Origin of the sequence: Desulfuromonas acetoxidans DSM 684 (assembly GCF_000167355.1) — a bacterium.
GTDB classification, from domain to species: Bacteria; Desulfobacterota; Desulfuromonadia; order Desulfuromonadales; family Desulfuromonadaceae; genus Desulfuromonas; species Desulfuromonas acetoxidans.
Window position 1 is genome coordinate 117,081 of sequence record NZ_AAEW02000009.1, and the last position, 15,738, is coordinate 132,818.

Genomic DNA, 15,738 nt, shown 5'->3' on the forward strand with positions numbered 1-15,738 from the left:
ATCATGCTTTCCGGCTTAATTTTTTCCGTCGGAAGCCGACTTTCTCATGCCGCCTCTTCCTGTGGGGACACCATGGTTGTCAATACGTTTAAAGTTTCACTGCTGTGGCGCTTTCTTCTGGTGTCCTGTCTGCCGATGTTTATTGTGGGCATGTTCAGTCTGTCCTTTATTATTGACAGCACCCGTGATCAGCTTGACCGTCAGCTTGTCCAGCAGGCTGAAAATATCCGTACCGCCATCCAGTTTATCATCGACAAGCCCGAATCCACCCTACGTCACATGACCACCGGCTTATCCTCCTACGATTTTCGTGGTGATAGTGGATTGAACAATCGTTTGCAAAGTGTCGTCAACCGCTCGGAGATCATCGAGGCGATCTTTATCCTCAATCATCAGGATGTTGTTCTTCACGCCGGCTTGCCCAACGCTCTGGAAACGCAACGGCAAACCTTTATCGGTTACGATCTGTCTGAAAATGACGAAGTAAAACGCAGTAAGGCGCAACGCAGCATTTACTGGTCGAGTGTGGTGTCGTCGATTGTTACCGGGGAACCAGCGGTGGTCCTGTGTCAGCCGTTCCATCAGTATCTGCTGTTTGCCTATCTCAACCTCAACCGTCTTACAGCGCTCACCAGCCACCTGCCCACGGATTCCACCGCCGGGATTGCTGTGATCGGCCGTAATGGGCGGGTGTTGTTCAGCAGTGGAGAACCACAAGCCTCCCAGCACGGTGATCTGAGCACCCTGGTGCCGGTACAGAGGGGGTTACAGGGGATCGAAGGACACTACAACTATTTGTGGAACGGTGATGTTCATATCGGCAATGTGCTGATTATTCCCGAAACCGGCTGGCTGGTGTTGGTGTCGCAGCCGAAATACCTTGCCTATGCCGAAATCAACTACCTGCAGAACCTGTTTTTGTTCGGTGGTGTGAGTTGTGTGGTGCTGTCATTGCTGGTGGCGTTTGCCGTGGCCCGTCGATTGTCCCAACCGATGACGCAACTGGAAACCTGTGTCAAGGAGATGGCTCGTGGTGAGTGGGATGCATCGGTCGAAGTCAGCGGCTTTGCCGAGGCCAAAGCCCTGGCGCAACATGTTCGAGCCATGGGCCGGGCCATTCAAGAGCGTGAAACAGAGTTGTCCCGCGAACGTGACCGTTTTCAGGCGCTGTTCGATAACGTCAACGATGCGGTGTTCATGTGCTCTGTTGATGAGGAGCAGAGGGTCGGCAACTTTGTCGAGGTTAATGGTGTCGCCAGCGATCTGCTCGGCTATTCACGCGCTGAATTTTTGCAGATGACGCCGATGGATATTGACACCACCATCGACAGCCTTTCGTTACGGGACCATATTGGCTCCATCTCGATGGAGTCCGATCAGCCGATTCCCGGTCTGATCGAGACAACCATGGTGACCAAGCAGGGGCGCAAAATGCCTTTTGAGATCAATCTGCAGCCATTGCGTCTGGATGATCAACAGATGCTGGTGTGTGTGGCGCGGAATATCACCGACCGCAAACAGGCTCAGCGTGCCCTCAATGCTCTGGTGACCAGTACCGTCGGGTCGACGGGAAAATCGTGCTTTGAGAAGATTCTGCGGGAGCTGTGCCTCTATTTTGAGATGGATGGCGCCCTGATTGGTATCCCCAACGACGGCGACCATGTCGAATGTCTGTCGATGTTGTTTCTCGGTCATTACCGCGATGGCTACTCCTATCCGCTGGTGGGATCTCCCTGTGAGAAGGTGTTGCGCAACGAGGTGTGTTTTTATCCGTCCGGGGTGCGTGAGCTGTTTCCGCAAGATGTTGATTTCAAACAGATGGGCATTGAGAGTTATTTCGGCATTCCGCTGGTCAATTCCGAGCAAAAAGTGGTTGGTGTGCTCAATGGCTTCTCCCGGCAGCGCATGCACCTGCCGCCGGATGCTCGCGAGATTCTGTCCATTGTTGCTGCCCGTGCCGCCACCGAGCTGGAACGTCTCAAGGCGGACGAGGCTCTGGCGGAACACCGTAAGCAACTCAGTTATCTGGCTTTTCACGACCCCCTGACCCAATTGCCCAACCGGTTACGTTTTACCGAAGTGCTGGAAGCGGCGGTCGGCGATGCTGAAGGTCATGGCCGCTATCTGAGCCTGCTGTTTATCGACCTTGACCGCTTTAAGAATATCAACGATTCCCTTGGCCACAGTATTGGCGACAAGTTGCTGCAGGCCGTGGCACGACGCACCGGTAGCCTGATCGACTCCGCTGATGTTCTGGCCCGTTTAGGCGGCGATGAATTCGCCATCCTGTTGTTCAATTGTGTGACGCCGGTCGTCGGCGCTGATACGGCCCAGCGGGTGATTGATGCTCTGTCGCAACCCTTCCAAATCGATGATTATTCTCTGCACGTGTCGGCCAGCATCGGCATTACCGTAGCGCCGGTGGACGCACGCGAACCGGATGAGCTGATCAAATGCGCGGACATTGCCATGTTCAAAGCCAAGGATGCCGGTCGCAATACGTATAAATTTTATGAGCGCAGCATGAACCTGAAAACGCATGAATTATTGCTGTTGGAAAATGATCTGCGCCATGCCTTGAGCCGAGATCAGCTTGAGTTGTATTACCAGCCGCAACTGGATCTGCAGAGCAACTGCATTGTCGGGTTTGAGGCCTTGTTGCGTTGGAACCATCCGGAACGTGGTCTGGTTTCGCCGCTGGAGTTTATTCCTCTGGCCGAGGAGACCGGATTGATTGTGTCGATGGGGGAATGGATTCTGCGTAGTGCCTGTCGGCAGATCCGGACGTGGAATGAGGAGCATGGTCGCCAGCTACGGGTGGCAGTGAATATCTCGGCGCGGCAGTTCCACCATTACGATCTGGTCCACTGTGTTGAAAAGGTTCTCGAACAGACCGGCGTACCGACCGAGTGGTTGGAGCTGGAGATTACCGAGAGCCTGCTGATGTACGACATTCAGTCGTCGATTGAAACCATGATGCGTCTTAAAAAACTCGGGGTGCGGCTGGCGATCGATGATTTCGGCACCGGCTATTCATCGTTGAGTTATCTCAAGAAATTCCCCATTTGCAGTCTCAAGATCGATAAATCGTTTGTCGACGATCTGCTCACCGATGCCAGTGATGCGGCCATTGCCGAGTCAACGTTGGCTCTGGCCAGCAAAATGGACCTGATGGTTGTGGCTGAAGGTATTGAACAGCAGGAGCAGCTCGATTATTTGCAGCAGCGTGGCTGTCAGTTCGGTCAGGGCTACCTCATCAGCCGCCCATTGCCGGTGGCGCAGTGCACGCAGTTCTGCCGTGAGCGCTTCACCGAGGATTGTGCGCGCCAATCTTCGCAATCTGACAGCTGATCAGGCCCGCTTTTTCTCATGTCGGTGGAGCTCAATCCAGGCAGCCAGCAGCGCGCCGAGATGGGCGAGAACCATGTCCTTCTGCGCATCCCATTGATCCCCTTGTGTACCGAGAAACGCAATCCCCAATTCCGGATGGGTCCATTCTGTGGCCAGCCATTCGACAATCTCATAGATCCCAGAAGCGCTGAACAGAATCAACAGTGTGACCACCAGCCGCAGTGTTGACCGATGGAATGTTGTAGCCAGTTGTTCCTGTAGGGGGCGAAACAGCAGTAGACCAAATAAAAAATGAACCAGCCGATCATAATGGTTGCGTTGCCAACTGAGAGAATCGGCCAGCGTGTTGAGCCAGGGCATCTGCGCGTAGGTGTAGTGGGCACCGATAGCATGGAGGACAAAAAAGACCCAGAGCAGTCCGGCTGCACTATTAGAAAATGGTCGGCGGCGATGGAGCCAGAACAGAACCGGCAGGGCCGCAAAAACCAGGAGGTTTTCCAGCAACCAGTCGTCGCGATAGCGCGGATGGATGGCCAGAAGCAGCCAGATGATCGCATAACTGATCAACAGAAGTCGTTGTAACATCGTCAATCTCCTTGGCGGAAAAGCGAAATAGTTACAGGCGGCTACAAGGTTTTCAGCATCCACCTACGCCAGGTGGCCAAAACGTTTTATGGCATTATTTAACCTTACCCTCTTGACAGACTATCGGCAACGGCGTAAAACAGTTTGTGCGACTGAGACTCGTTCTCAATTGGAGGAACTATGGAAGCACTGGATCAATTCAAACAATTTTTGCAACAGCGCGGACTGAAATTTACCCGTGAACGCGACAGGATTTTTCAGGCGATTGTCGATTTTGAGAAACCTTTCGATGTCGACGGATTGCTGTTTCATCTCAAGCAGCACGAGGTGAAGACGTCCAAAGCCACTATTTACCGGACGTTGCAGTTACTCCTTGAATCGGGATTGCTGCGGACCATCAGCCTCTCGCCTTCGGATCATCGAAGCAATTTATACAGTTTATGCGGAAAATTTCGTGCCTACGATCATTTGGTCTGCACTGGTTGCGGTAAAGTGACCGATGTTGAAAAAAAGCAGATTTGCGACAGTTGCCGCCTCATTACTGAAGAGCGTGGTTATCAGTTAGAATCGCATAGTTTACGCATCTTTGCCTTGTGTCCGGACTGTCAGAAAAAAGGACTGAGAGTCTGTTAGCAGGCATTGAAATCAACCATGGAGGGAACACAATGAATACAACTGATGTGGCGATTATCGGCGGTTCTGCCGCCGGCCTGGCCGCTGCAACCACCCTGATGAGACGTTATCCTGAAAAACGGATCAGCTTGATCCGCAACGTAACTCAAACCGTTGTACCGTGCGGAATTCCGTATGTGTATGGCACATTGGGCGCGGTGAATAAAAACATCATCCCTGACAACCAGTTTCGCGATGCCGGTGTGAATATCATCACCAAACACGTTAACGTGATCGATCGTGATAACAAGGTTGTGGAATTTGATGACGGTGAGACACTTGGCTACGATAAGCTCATTCTTAGTACCGGTTCCAAACCGTTTTTGCCGCCGATTGACGGCGTTGATTTGACCAATGTGTTCTGCATCCACAAAGACCCTGCCCACTTGCAGACGATCCTCGATGCCCTCAACCCGGCGCAGAATGTCGTGGTGATTGGTGGCGGATTTATCGGGGTGGAGATGGCCGAGCAAATTGCCCGCATGGAATCGCGCCCTGCCCATATCCGTCTGGTGGAGATGCTTCCTCACTGCCTGATGACGGCATGCGAGGAGGAATATTGTGTGGTGGCCGAAAAAGAGCTGGAACGTGAAGGGGTCGAAGTGATGACCAATTGCCAGGTCAAGGCAATTCACGGTGATTCAGGCGTGCAGACCGTTGAGCTGGCCGACGGCAGGCAGCTGGATGCCGATGTGGTCGTGATCGGTATCGGTGCGGCACCGAATATTGAGTTGGCCGAGCGATCGGGTATTGCCTGTGATGCACGGGGTGGTGTCAAAGTGTCACGCACGTTGCAAACCAGTGATCCGGCGATCTATGCCGCCGGCGACTGCGCGGAAAAATTCTCGTTTTTCAATGGAGAACCCAGTGCCATTCGCCTGGCGTCTATTGCCGCATCCGAAGGGACCATTGCCGCTTCAAACCTTTATGCCGACACACAGCGTGAAACTCTTGGCGCGCTCGGGGCTTTTGCAACGAAAGTGGGTACACGCAGCATTGCTGCAGCCGGGATCACTACCCAAGCTGCCAAGCAGCAGAACCTTGATGTTGTTATCGGTGAAGCCGTTGCCTCCAACATGCATCCCGGTTCACTGCCCAATGCCATCGCCGATATGCGCGTGAAACTGATTTTTGAGCGTCAGACCGGTCGCCTGCTTGGTGGTCATGTCTGCGGTGGTGACAGTTCAGCGGAGTTGGCTAATGCCATTGCCGTGGCGGTCCAGGCCCAACTGACCGCGAATGACCTGTCCCTCATGCAGTACGCGACCCACCCGTTGCTGACCGCATCACCGGTGATGTATCAACTGATGGTTGCGGCGGAAAATGCCCTGATTCAGCTGTAGCGCCTAGCAAACACCCGGTCACGGGCGTCTGCTGCATTTTGAATGACATGCGCCCCGTTTGACATGATGTTGAACGGGGCGTTCCTCTCTCAGATTTGATAAAAATTATAAAACAAAGTTTGTTTGTTTGATTTCAATGGTCTGTATGGAAACCGAGGCGCCATTGCTGAAAAACAATCAACAAGATTTGCCTGTCGGGATGAATCTCGCTATAGTTATCACGAAAACGTGGCGGCAACACGCTGGTATTCCGGGAGGCTTCATGTACACAAAACTCAGTAAACTCATGACGCTGTTTGGCCTTTGTGCCATGGGGTTCTATGCGATCATGCTGTCTTCCGGGCAGTTTTCAGTCGAAGTCCTACCGCAGTTCGCCCTGTCAGCGGTTTTTTTTCTCAGCTCGGGTCGGATGATGAAAAAGGTTGCCAGGAGGATTCGTGCTGGCCAATCCGAACAGGATGAAGATCAAGCCAATCGCATTGACCTGCAGTTGCTCAGTTGGGTAGTGGGCATCGCGCTCTTGATGGTCCTCAGTCTGCTTCTCCTCGTTCCATTTGGTGTAACCATTGAACATACTTATCTTTTTAAAGTTGCTCATCAACTTTTTGACAGCGCCTTAATCCCCTGATAAACACTTTTTGCATTCCTGCAAAAAATCCTATTTGTGCCGACATAATTGCAAAACAAAGTTTTATTATATTGTGAATAACCATTCCGTTTCCCTGTCATTTGGGGAGTTTAAGCTGATGGCCTGTCGCAACGGATGGAGGCTTTCCTTGTTGCAACAATTGTTACGCCCTGTCCATTGATTTGCAAATCTGCGAAGTTGTTGAGATAAACGGGAATATCTGCGTTTTGTGTATACGTGGTGTTTTTCGGTAACTCTTTGTATTTACGCGGTTTTGCATAAAGTGTGTCATGTGCCCTGCTATTGGTATACAGGTTGCTAATTCTTCTGTGCAACGGCGGAAACGCTACAGCGACCGATGACGGTGGAGTAGTTATGAACAACAAAGATGTGTGTCCCTATTTTCGCAAAGATGACGAAGCCTGTGATGTCGGCTCGGAGCATATTTCCAGCCATGACGTCATGATGATCATCAATTATTGCAATGGACGCTATCGGGAGTGTTCCAACTACCAGCTTCTCGCAGACGGTCTGGATCCCTGCCCGTCCAAGCCGTCGCTGATCACACCACCCGCCATACCAAAGGAAGCGCCGAGAGCTCATCATAAGGCAATGCGAAGGGTTCCCCCCTTCAGCGTCAAGTGGCCGAGTACCGTTCAGCTTCGTGCGATGACAGCTCAATACAATGAGAGTTTTAATTACACACAGGAGAACACGACCATGACTGACCAGATCAAGAACAAAGGACTCACCGTGGTGCTTGCCGCGACCGGCATCAACCTCGCCCTGGGAATCCTTTATACGTGGAGTATTTTTAAAGGGGCCATCGCCGACTCCATTGCAGCGGGCGGACCCGGCGCTTTTACCTGGGATAAAGCTTCAATCAATGATCCCTATGCCGTTGCCTGTCTGGCGTTTGCCGTATCGATGATCATTGCCGGTAAATTGCAGCAGAAGTTCGGTCCCCGTCTCACCTGCATTCTCGGTGGTCTTCTTGTTGGTGCAGGCTTTGTGTGGATTTCCCAGACAACCAACTACTGGGCCTGGATCCTCGGTTTCGGCGTCATGGCCGGGATGGGCATTGGATTTGGCTACTCTGCGACAACGCCACCGGCCTTAAAGTGGTTTTCCCCGGCCAAAACCGGACTGATCGCGGGTACGGTTGTGTCCGGCTTCGGGCTGGCGTCTATCTATATCGCGCCGCTGGCCAAACATCTGCTGGCCACCCAGGGGTTGCAGCAATCTATGCTGATCTTTGGCATCGCCTTTGCGATTGTTGTCAGTCTGCTTGGCTTGTTGATCAGCAATCCGCCGGAAGGTTTTGTTCCCCAAGGTGCCGAGGTTGCAGCGAGTGCGGCTAAAAGCAGCAGTGTGGATATGACGGCGTCACAAATGCTCAAAACTCCCAAGTTTTATATCCTGTGGACCTGCTTCTTTATCGGCGCGGGTGCTGGGTTGATGGTGATCGGCAGTGCCAAAGGTCTGGCCAAGGCGTCCATGGGCGAAATGGCCTTTCTTGTCGTTGCCATTATGTCGGTGGGCAATGCCGCCGGTCGTTTAATTGCCGGGGTGGTTTCCGACAAGGTTGGACGCGCCAACACCCTGACCTTTATGTTGATGTTCCAGGCGGCATTGATGTTTGCTGCCGTGCCGGTTCTGGGCGGCAGTGACAGCAGCCCGATTCTGGTTGTACTGCTGGTCAGTTTTATGGTGTTTAACTATGGCACCAACCTGTCGTTATTCCCGTCATTTGCCAAAGATCTATGGGGCGCGAAAAATCTCGGCATGAACTACGGTTTGCTGTTCAGTGCTTGGGGCGTCGGCGCCTTTGTCCTGGTGCGGTTGTCTCAGATGATGGTGGTGAAAACCGGCAGTTTTGATCTGTCATTTGAAGCGGCAGGAATCATGCTGTTGGTGGGTGCCGGTTTATCGCTGACCTTACGTGCCAAGCAGGCCGTGGCAGAGGCGCCCCAGACCGAAGCTGTGCTTGACGAAGAGTACGACGAAGAAGATCTGCTGGTCGATTAATCGATCACGCAGTACACGGATAAAGCAGGGGCTGTACGGCATGACACGACGACGAATTTGCCGCCCGGCCCCTGTTCAGTGTGTTTAGCCAATTTGTTCCATCGCCTGAGACACTCTGTGGCAGAACGTAACTCAGGGCAAGGCATGGGCTGGCACGAAACCATCGAATACCCTTGGTAGAAATATACTGTAAACACATTGAAATATTAGCGTTCAGAGATTTTATGACAAAGTGGCACTGTCGTTGCTATTACAAGTCACTACAGATTGTCTGTTGCAGTGTCGGAATTTTCGGAAGTAACTGATACCGTTTCAATGGCGGAGCGGTGACGTTGCGCAGCAGATACGACGTTATCACGGCGCACAGTGTGCCATGCAGAGGAGGGAACCATGGATTGTCAAACAATTGTTGTAAATTACACCCACCCGGATCGAGATGCCGAGGCGCTGAGCACCGCTCTGGAGCTGGCCTATCGTCATGAAAGTGAGCTCCTGCTGCTGCACAGTAACGGTGCATGCTGCAAAGAGGCGTGTCAACGCAACTACCTGTTCAGCGAAGAGGAATTGGTGCAGCAGGTTAATAAGGCCAACGGCTATGGTGTGCCGGTGGTCGTGAAGATTGTTGATGAGCAAAGTCCTCTCGAAGAGGCGATTCGCCATCTGGACAACCATGATCTTCTGGTTGTTGGCGACAGCCATGCCGATTGCTTCAGCAACAGGGTAAACAACGTATCGGCCAGCAGGGTGTGCTTCCCGTCGCAAGTGGAACCACTGGCACAAGCCGTCTGATTTCGGCTTGATAAAAAAACAACAATCCCGCCTTTTTGATCCTCCCGGTTGGAAGTGAGGGGATTGTTGCGAGGCCACCCTTTACGGGGTGGCCTGTTTTTTTGGGGAGTCGAGTGCTTTCAGGAGGACTCAGGCAAAGGCGGTGCCATGATGACCTGATTGCGTCCGGCTTTTTTAGCGGCAAACATGGCATGATCAGCCTGACGCACCAACGTTTCTGTGGTATGTCCCTTACAGACCCGGGCAATACCGATTGAGCCGGAAATTTGGGCCTGATGACCGTTGAGATCAAACGGGCGGTTGAGCTGATTAAGGACTTTTTCAGCCACGCTGAGGATTGCCTGATTGTCGCTGGTATGGCAAAGAAGCACCGTGAATTCATCGCCACCGATGCGGGCGACCTGATCGGTCTGTCGCACACTGTCTTTCAGGCGTTTAGCCACCTGTTGCAACAGCAGGTCGCCATAGTCATGTCCCAAAGAATCATTGACCTCTTTAAAACAATCCAGATCAACAAACATCAGTGCTGCGCCGATGTCCTGACGTTGGGCATGGAGAACCACATCGCCGAGATACTGATAAAACAGCACCCGGTTGGGCAGGTCCGTCAGGGAGTCATGATGAGCTTGGTGCCAGATCTTATCTTCAAGAGCTTTTTGTCGGGTGATATCTTCTTTGATGGCAACAAAATGGCTGATCTGATGCTGGTGGTCCAGCACTGGGGCAATGGCCGCTTTTTCCCAATAGGATTCACCGTTCTTGCGTTGGTTGTAGAAGAGGCCGCGCCAGATCTTGCCATCGAGGATGGTTTGCCACATCTGGCGCGTTTCCGCCGGTGGCCGGGGCCGGGCGCGTAGCACGCGCGGATTTTCGCCGAGCACCTCTTCGGCGGTGTAGCCGGTGATGCGGGTGAAGCTCTGGTTAACATATTCGACACGGCCATCGCGGTTGGTAATGACAATAGAGGCTGGGCTGTGTTCCACCGCAGTCGTGATTTTACGCAGATGATCTTCAATCTGAACGCGCTCGTTGATATCGTGGATGATTGAGTAGAGCAGGGTCCGGTCAGAGAGGATGATTGGACCGCTGAACACTTCAATGGTGCGGATTTCACCATCGGCCAGTTGATGTCTGACCCGGTAACAGGGGGTTGCGCCGGTGTACGCCTGGTTGATCTTATCCTGAATGGCCTGGTCGGTATCGACATTGAGGTCGAACAGGGAGCGCTGGGTCAACTGGTCGTGGCTATAACCATAAAAAAGGCAGGCGGCCTGATTGGCATCGACAATGCTGCCGTCATCGGGATCGATGAGCATCATCATCGAGTGACTGTTGTAGAATAGCGGGTAATCGGCTGCTTCGAGCAGTGGCGATGGATTGGCCTGCCGTTGCCGGGCGGGAACCTGGCTCCATAAACGGCACATCGACAGCTCAAGGATATCAAAATAGCCGCGCATGACGGCGCGAAGGTCCACTGAGGAACACAGCGACAGGTAGCTGTCGCGCAAGAATTTGAGAATCCGTAACAGGTGAACATGCTCAAGCCCTTGATTGTGGCACCAGTGAATGAATTCTGGTTCAAACCCTTCGCACACGGGATGCTCGTCCGGATCAAAATCGTGATCAACCTGATGCACAAGTCGTGTCACGGCCGGGAACAGGGTGTTCTCCCGCGCACCGCTGATCAGATCCTGAGCATAGTCGACACATTGCTTGATCAGTTCAGGATTGTGATTGCGGACCAGGCGGTGAATCTGCTGGCGGTTATCTTGGGTTGGCTTTTCGTTCAACACGCTCTCCTGCTCAAAGTCTCACTTTTCAGCATAATCTAAAACCGGTTAAACACAATGAAGATCAAGGAGAATTTATCGTTCCAAGGTGTCTACTCTTTAGCACTTCAGTTTTACAGTTCAGCTCCGAATTGAGAACTGCTGAAGATCAAGGTCAAAGTCAAAGTCGCCGGGTTTCGTCCCGACAGCCGACATACTTTTGACTGGCCGCTCAAAAGGATGCAAAAACCAGCTTGAACACCTCCTGAACCTGGATCAACCGACACAGAGTCTGTTATTTAGCAACTAAGCTCTCCCGTTCAGCAGCACCGAACGCAATGAACGTCAGCGAGTTTTGCCGACATCGCGATGTAAGAGAATGGAGAGAGGGAACCCGCAGAGTGCAATGACGGGAGTCGATTTTGCCTCCCTTTTGTCGACGCAAAAGGGAGCCGACGGGCGGGGGCGGAAGCCCGCGTCACGTGGGTACCACCATTGCGAACGGATGAAGTTTGCCAGCGCGATTTGTTCCAGATGACGAACCACTGAAGGTCAAAGACAAAGTCGCCGGGTTTCGTCCCGGCAGCCGACATACTTTTGACTGGCCGCTCAAAAGTATGCAAAAACCAGCTTGAACATCTCCTGAACCTCAGATTAACCGACAATGCGTCTGTTTCCGTAATGCTTCACAGATTCGGCTCGCCGCCCTTTAGGTCGACGAATCTTGCGACTCATCTCCTTTGGCGTAAAACCGTGATAACAATCTTAAGTCGCGTTCTATCTCTGGTGTGGCACCAATCAAACGGGCGGGACGGTGCCCGCCCTGCAGTCGTGTGTTATTAAGCAGCCCAGCCCTCCCGTTCAGCAGCACCGAACGCAATGAACGTCAGCGCAATGGTTGTCGGCAACCTGTTTGAGCGTCAGCGAGTTTTGCCGACATTGCGATGTAAGAGAATGGAGAGAGGGAACCCGTAAGGGTGCAATGACGGGAGTCGATTTTGCGGTACTTTTGTCGACGCAAAAGTGCCCCGACGTGCGGGCGCGGAAGCCCGCGTCATGTGCGTACCACCATCGCGAACGGATGATGTTCGCCAGAGCGATCAGTTTCGAATTGTGAACCACTGAAGATCAAGATCAAAATCAGGGTCGCCGGGTTTCGTCCCGGCAGCCGACATACTTTTGACTGGCCGCTCAAAAGTATGCAAAAGCCAGCTTGAACACCTCCTGAACCTGGATCAACCGACAATGTATCTGTTTCCGTAATGCTTCACAGGTTCGGCTCGCCGCCCTTTAGGTCGACGAATCGTGCAACTCATTATCTCTGGCGTAAAACGGTGATAACGGCTTGATGCAGCGCCCTATTTCTTCCGTGGCACTTGTTAAACGGGTGGGCAGTGCCCACCCTTCTAAGGTGTGTTGTTTTGCGCCTCACTTGCAAAGACAGAGCACCAGAGTTTAATCCGGCCTCAACGGGCAGAGTTATTCGCAACAGGCAACTTCCATCAGTCCGGGATGATCCCCGGTGATACATTCGCCACCGGACGGCGTAACAATAAAGGTATTTTCAATGCCGACCATACCGACATGTTCAATGCCCCGTTTAGGTTCGATGGCCATGACCATTCCCTCTTCCAATGGCTCATCAAAGCCCTTGGCAATGACAGGATATTCATCGATGTACAGACCAATACCGTGAGCGAGAAACCGCGCTTGGCGGTCACCGAAGCCCATGAAATTGTGAAGGAAATCGGCGTCAAGAGTGGCGATAACTTCTGTATAAATCTGTGAAGGAATTGCTCCGGGCACCATGCGACGGGCGACTTCATTCTGAACCTCCACACAGCGGTCATGACTGCTGCGCATTTCATCCGTGGCACTGGTGCCGAACAGGTAGGTCATGGTTTTATCGGTATGGTAGCCGTTGACGCCGCAGCCGATATCCACAAACACCAGGTCGCCCCGTTTAAGGCGACGATCACGGCTGCCGAGGAGGGGAACTGCTGGATTCATTCCATAGTTACCGCCAGGGCCGTCGAAAGATGTCGGGTAGATGGAGCTTTCGCCGAAGCCGATCTGCCCCAAGAGGATCTCCGTTTCAAACATGCTGAATCGAGCGATGCCATGGTGGCCTTCATCGATCATCACCGGATAGAGTTGGCTGGCAAACTCGGCTTCAGAGATGCCGAGCTTGAGCAGTTCAGGAACACGCTGCTCAAGGATGCGTTGGTGAATGTGGCCGGCTTCACGCATCAGGTCGAGTTCAAAAGGACTTTTCACCGCGCGGACCCGGGCGATCATGCCGTCGATGGGGTGGACCTGCTCGACAGGGAAATGTTTCTTAAAGCGTTCAAAACCGGCCAGCGGCAGCAGCTCCATCTCCACATGCACTGTTTTCGGCATGGTGGGGAATGTTGATGCCGCATCGCGGAAGCTACTCATGGGGCGGATGTCGGTAAACTCGGACTCTTCCGTGGCACGCTGAAAACTGCGTCGCACCCAGTAGGTGGCGTCACCATCACGGGGAATCAACAGCACACCGTCCTGCATGGTGCCGGTAAAGTAATAGTGGTTGATTTTACCGAAAATAGCGGCCAGCTCCCAGTCGGACTGGTGCTGGTCCATCAGGTGGCGAAATCGTTGAAGACGGTTGGACAGTTCACTGGCGGGAACGCGATCAGACATCACAACACTCCATGGTATCAAGAGACGTTTGCAGACAAACAGATTGAAACAGCAAAAAGAACGTATGGAGTATACAGGGGCGACGAGTGTGGGGCAATGCCTCAGTCGGAGGAGTTGAGATGCCCCTTGCCAGCGGCATGGATACCGAGCATGAAACGATGAGGTCCCGGTACTCCGGTGGGAATAAACGCCACTTTGTCACCGGGATGAAGTCGGTGGTCGAGACCGTAGGCGAGATGGTTGCAGAAGACGCCCTCAATGCGGTTAAGCGGCAAATCAAGTTCTTTGGCAAGATCCATGGCTGTCATCCCCTCTTCCGGCAGCCAGACCTCGGCGACGGGAGGCAGGCCGCGCTCACGACGTAAGGTGTGCAGGTTGCCGAACAGACGAACAGTGGTGTTGGATTTTTTGGTCATGTGTTCTCCATCTTGAAGCGTTTACGGTCAGAGTAGTACGTATACGCTGGAGACAAAAGAGAAACTTGTGCAAGGATGGTCACCTCAGAGAGGAATATGGTACAACCCCATAACATTGCAGCCCGTGAGCTAAGGATTAAGGAATGACTTTCTCTAAAACGCAACAACGCTATCTGCAACGCCACGCCTTGAGTGGGCCATGGACACTGGAAGGGGTGCAGGGAGATAAGTATCGTGGTGCGGTGGTGATTCCCGCTCTGGCAGAAGGGGAAGTGTTATGGGCAACCCTCAATACTCTGTTGAGTCAGAGCGGTGGCTGGCCGGACGACTGGCTGGTTGTTGTTGTGATCAATGCCCGCGAAGACAGTGATGCACAACAGGTGGATAGCAATCTGAAGGATCTTGAACAGTTACGTCGTGGGCGTTTTGCACCTGCGCCGGTAAGCTGGGTGGATGCGTCGGGTGGCGGCTGTCGCTTGTCGATCAAACGCGGAGGCGTCGGCATGGCACGCAAACTTGGTTGTGACTTGGTACTGCCTTATCTGGCTGATAAGGGTCTTCTGGTGCATCTGGATGCCGACTGCCGGGTGGAAGATACTTATCTGACGGTCATTGAAGACTATTTTACCCGCCATGAGGGGGGTGGCGTGCTGCCGTATTGTCATCCTTTGCCGACCACCCAACCGTTTCGTGCGGCCATGATCTGCTACGAGCTCTATCTGCGCTGTCACCGTCAAGGGTTGCAATGGGCGGGCTCGCCCTATGCTTATCATGCGATCGGCAGTACCATGGTCAGTACGGCTGAAGCTTATGTCAAAGCCGGTGGCATGAACTGCCGTCAGGCCGGGGAGGATTTCTATTTTCTTCAACAGGTGGCCAAGATCTCAGCTGTTGATTACCTCGAGGGCACGGTAGTGTGGCCGTCGTCTCGCATTTCGCAACGTACGCCCTTTGGTACTGGACAGGTAATTGCCGCCAGTGAAGAGGATACGCTACAGCAGCTTTACCATCCCGCCACCTATGCAGTGCTGCGTGATTGGTTGCGAACGGCCACTGAACACCCTCAGGAGACTTCCCAGCAGTTATTGGAACGGGCCGCCGCCATTGACACTGTGTTGCATAATTTTCTGCTCAAGGAAGGTTTTGCCGAGCGTTGGAGGCAGTTGTGTCGCACCCATGGAACCATAGAGCGCCGACTGCGGGCGTTTCACGAATGGTTTGACGGGTTAAAGAGCTTGCGCTGTATTCATGCTCTTGGCGAGACATATCCGGTTGCGCCGGCGGTTGAACAGGTGCCGCGGCTTTTTGAGTTGTGGGGATGGGACGCCTGTTGTGATCTGGAGGAGGCTTTGATTCAGTTGCGACGGCAGGATTTGTCGTGGTTGGCGGAAGGGGATGCGGCTTTTTTGTTGGATTAGGTTTTTAAGGTCAAAGTCAAGGTCAAGTTCGCCGGGTCTCGTCCCGGCGGCCGACAT

The 15,738-nt window shown here is 53.0% G+C and carries 11 protein-coding genes; 7 read left to right on the plus strand and 4 right to left on the minus strand.

Going from position 1 to position 15,738, the window contains the following annotated elements; genetic code table 11:
* The first annotated feature begins 72 nt into the window (after window positions 1-72).
* The gene (locus DACE_RS17270) at window positions 73-3,351 is read left to right on the plus strand and encodes an EAL domain-containing protein (protein ID WP_006000631.1); all 3,279 of its coding nucleotides are present in this window, start codon (window positions 73-75) and stop codon (window positions 3,349-3,351) included.
* Here DACE_RS17270 and DACE_RS09315 read toward each other — a convergent pair whose 3' ends face one another.
* Window positions 3,352-3,936 (minus strand): DUF2238 domain-containing protein, encoded by a 585-nt coding sequence (locus tag DACE_RS09315; RefSeq protein ID WP_006000633.1) that lies wholly within the window; start codon window positions 3,934-3,936, stop codon window positions 3,352-3,354.
* Window positions 3,937-4,116: 180 nt separating this feature from the next.
* On the opposite strand from DACE_RS09315, the gene DACE_RS09320 reads away from it, so the two are divergent.
* The 5 genes from DACE_RS09320 (at window position 4,117) to DACE_RS09340 (ending at window position 9,396) form a co-directional block, all read left to right on the plus strand.
* Window positions 4,117-4,569 (plus strand): Fur family transcriptional regulator, encoded by a 453-nt coding sequence (locus DACE_RS09320; protein ID WP_006000636.1) that lies wholly within the window; start codon window positions 4,117-4,119, stop codon window positions 4,567-4,569.
* Between the two features lie 32 nt (window positions 4,570-4,601).
* Complete coding sequence (locus tag DACE_RS09325) at window positions 4,602-5,951, plus strand: FAD-dependent oxidoreductase (protein WP_006000638.1); 1,350 nt, start codon at window positions 4,602-4,604, stop codon at window positions 5,949-5,951.
* 145 nt (window positions 5,952-6,096) lie between these two features.
* The gene (locus tag DACE_RS09330; RefSeq protein ID WP_155809077.1) at window positions 6,097-6,579 is read left to right on the plus strand and encodes a hypothetical protein; all 483 of its coding nucleotides are present in this window, start codon (window positions 6,097-6,099) and stop codon (window positions 6,577-6,579) included.
* A 375-nt stretch (window positions 6,580-6,954) separates the two neighbouring features.
* Window positions 6,955-8,607 carry an L-lactate MFS transporter gene (locus tag DACE_RS09335; protein WP_006000641.1) on the plus strand — a complete coding sequence of 551 codons (1,653 nt, stop codon included), beginning with the start codon at window positions 6,955-6,957 and terminating at the stop codon, window positions 8,605-8,607.
* A gap of 390 nt (window positions 8,608-8,997) precedes the next feature.
* Window positions 8,998-9,396 carry an adenine nucleotide alpha hydrolase family protein gene (locus tag DACE_RS09340; protein ID WP_006000643.1) on the plus strand — a complete coding sequence of 133 codons (399 nt, stop codon included), beginning with the start codon at window positions 8,998-9,000 and terminating at the stop codon, window positions 9,394-9,396.
* Window positions 9,397-9,515: 119 nt separating this feature from the next.
* On the opposite strand, the gene DACE_RS17275 is transcribed toward DACE_RS09340, so the two are convergent.
* The 3 genes from DACE_RS17275 to DACE_RS09355 all read right to left on the minus strand — a co-directional run bounded on the left by DACE_RS17275 (window position 9,516) and on the right by DACE_RS09355 (window position 14,263).
* Window positions 9,516-11,186, minus strand: a complete 1,671-nt coding sequence (locus DACE_RS17275; protein ID WP_006000645.1) for a diguanylate cyclase domain-containing protein — start codon at window positions 11,184-11,186, stop codon at window positions 9,516-9,518.
* 1,458 nt (window positions 11,187-12,644) lie between these two features.
* Window positions 12,645-13,847, minus strand: coding sequence for a M24 family metallopeptidase (locus DACE_RS09350; protein WP_006000647.1), 1,203 nt, complete (start codon window positions 13,845-13,847; stop codon window positions 12,645-12,647).
* A gap of 101 nt (window positions 13,848-13,948) precedes the next feature.
* The gene (locus DACE_RS09355) at window positions 13,949-14,263 is read right to left on the minus strand and encodes a MoaD/ThiS family protein (RefSeq protein ID WP_006000650.1); all 315 of its coding nucleotides are present in this window, start codon (window positions 14,261-14,263) and stop codon (window positions 13,949-13,951) included.
* A gap of 143 nt (window positions 14,264-14,406) precedes the next feature.
* Here DACE_RS09355 and DACE_RS09360 point away from each other — a divergent pair, with 143 nt between their 5' ends.
* Window positions 14,407-15,681 carry a glycosyltransferase family A protein gene (locus DACE_RS09360; RefSeq protein ID WP_006000652.1) on the plus strand — a complete coding sequence of 425 codons (1,275 nt, stop codon included), beginning with the start codon at window positions 14,407-14,409 and terminating at the stop codon, window positions 15,679-15,681.
* Window positions 15,682-15,738: the final 57 nt, after the last annotated feature.

Coding starts and splice junctions, on each gene's coding strand:
- DACE_RS09320 (WP_006000636.1), top strand. CDS start 4,117: ATGGAAGCACTGGATCAATTCAAACAATTTTTGCAACAGCGCGGACTG.
- DACE_RS09315 (WP_006000633.1), bottom strand. CDS start 3,936: ATGTTACAACGACTTCTGTTGATCAGTTATGCGATCATCTGGCTGCTT.
- DACE_RS09355 (WP_006000650.1), bottom strand. CDS start 14,263: ATGACCAAAAAATCCAACACCACTGTTCGTCTGTTCGGCAACCTGCAC.
- DACE_RS09340 (WP_006000643.1), top strand. CDS start 8,998: ATGGATTGTCAAACAATTGTTGTAAATTACACCCACCCGGATCGAGAT.
- DACE_RS17270 (WP_006000631.1), top strand. CDS start 73: ATGGTTGTCAATACGTTTAAAGTTTCACTGCTGTGGCGCTTTCTTCTG.
- DACE_RS09325 (WP_006000638.1), top strand. CDS start 4,602: ATGAATACAACTGATGTGGCGATTATCGGCGGTTCTGCCGCCGGCCTG.
- DACE_RS09360 (WP_006000652.1), top strand. CDS start 14,407: ATGACTTTCTCTAAAACGCAACAACGCTATCTGCAACGCCACGCCTTG.
- DACE_RS09350 (WP_006000647.1), bottom strand. CDS start 13,847: ATGTCTGATCGCGTTCCCGCCAGTGAACTGTCCAACCGTCTTCAACGA.
- DACE_RS09335 (WP_006000641.1), top strand. CDS start 6,955: ATGAACAACAAAGATGTGTGTCCCTATTTTCGCAAAGATGACGAAGCC.
- DACE_RS09330 (WP_155809077.1), top strand. CDS start 6,097: ATGGAAACCGAGGCGCCATTGCTGAAAAACAATCAACAAGATTTGCCT.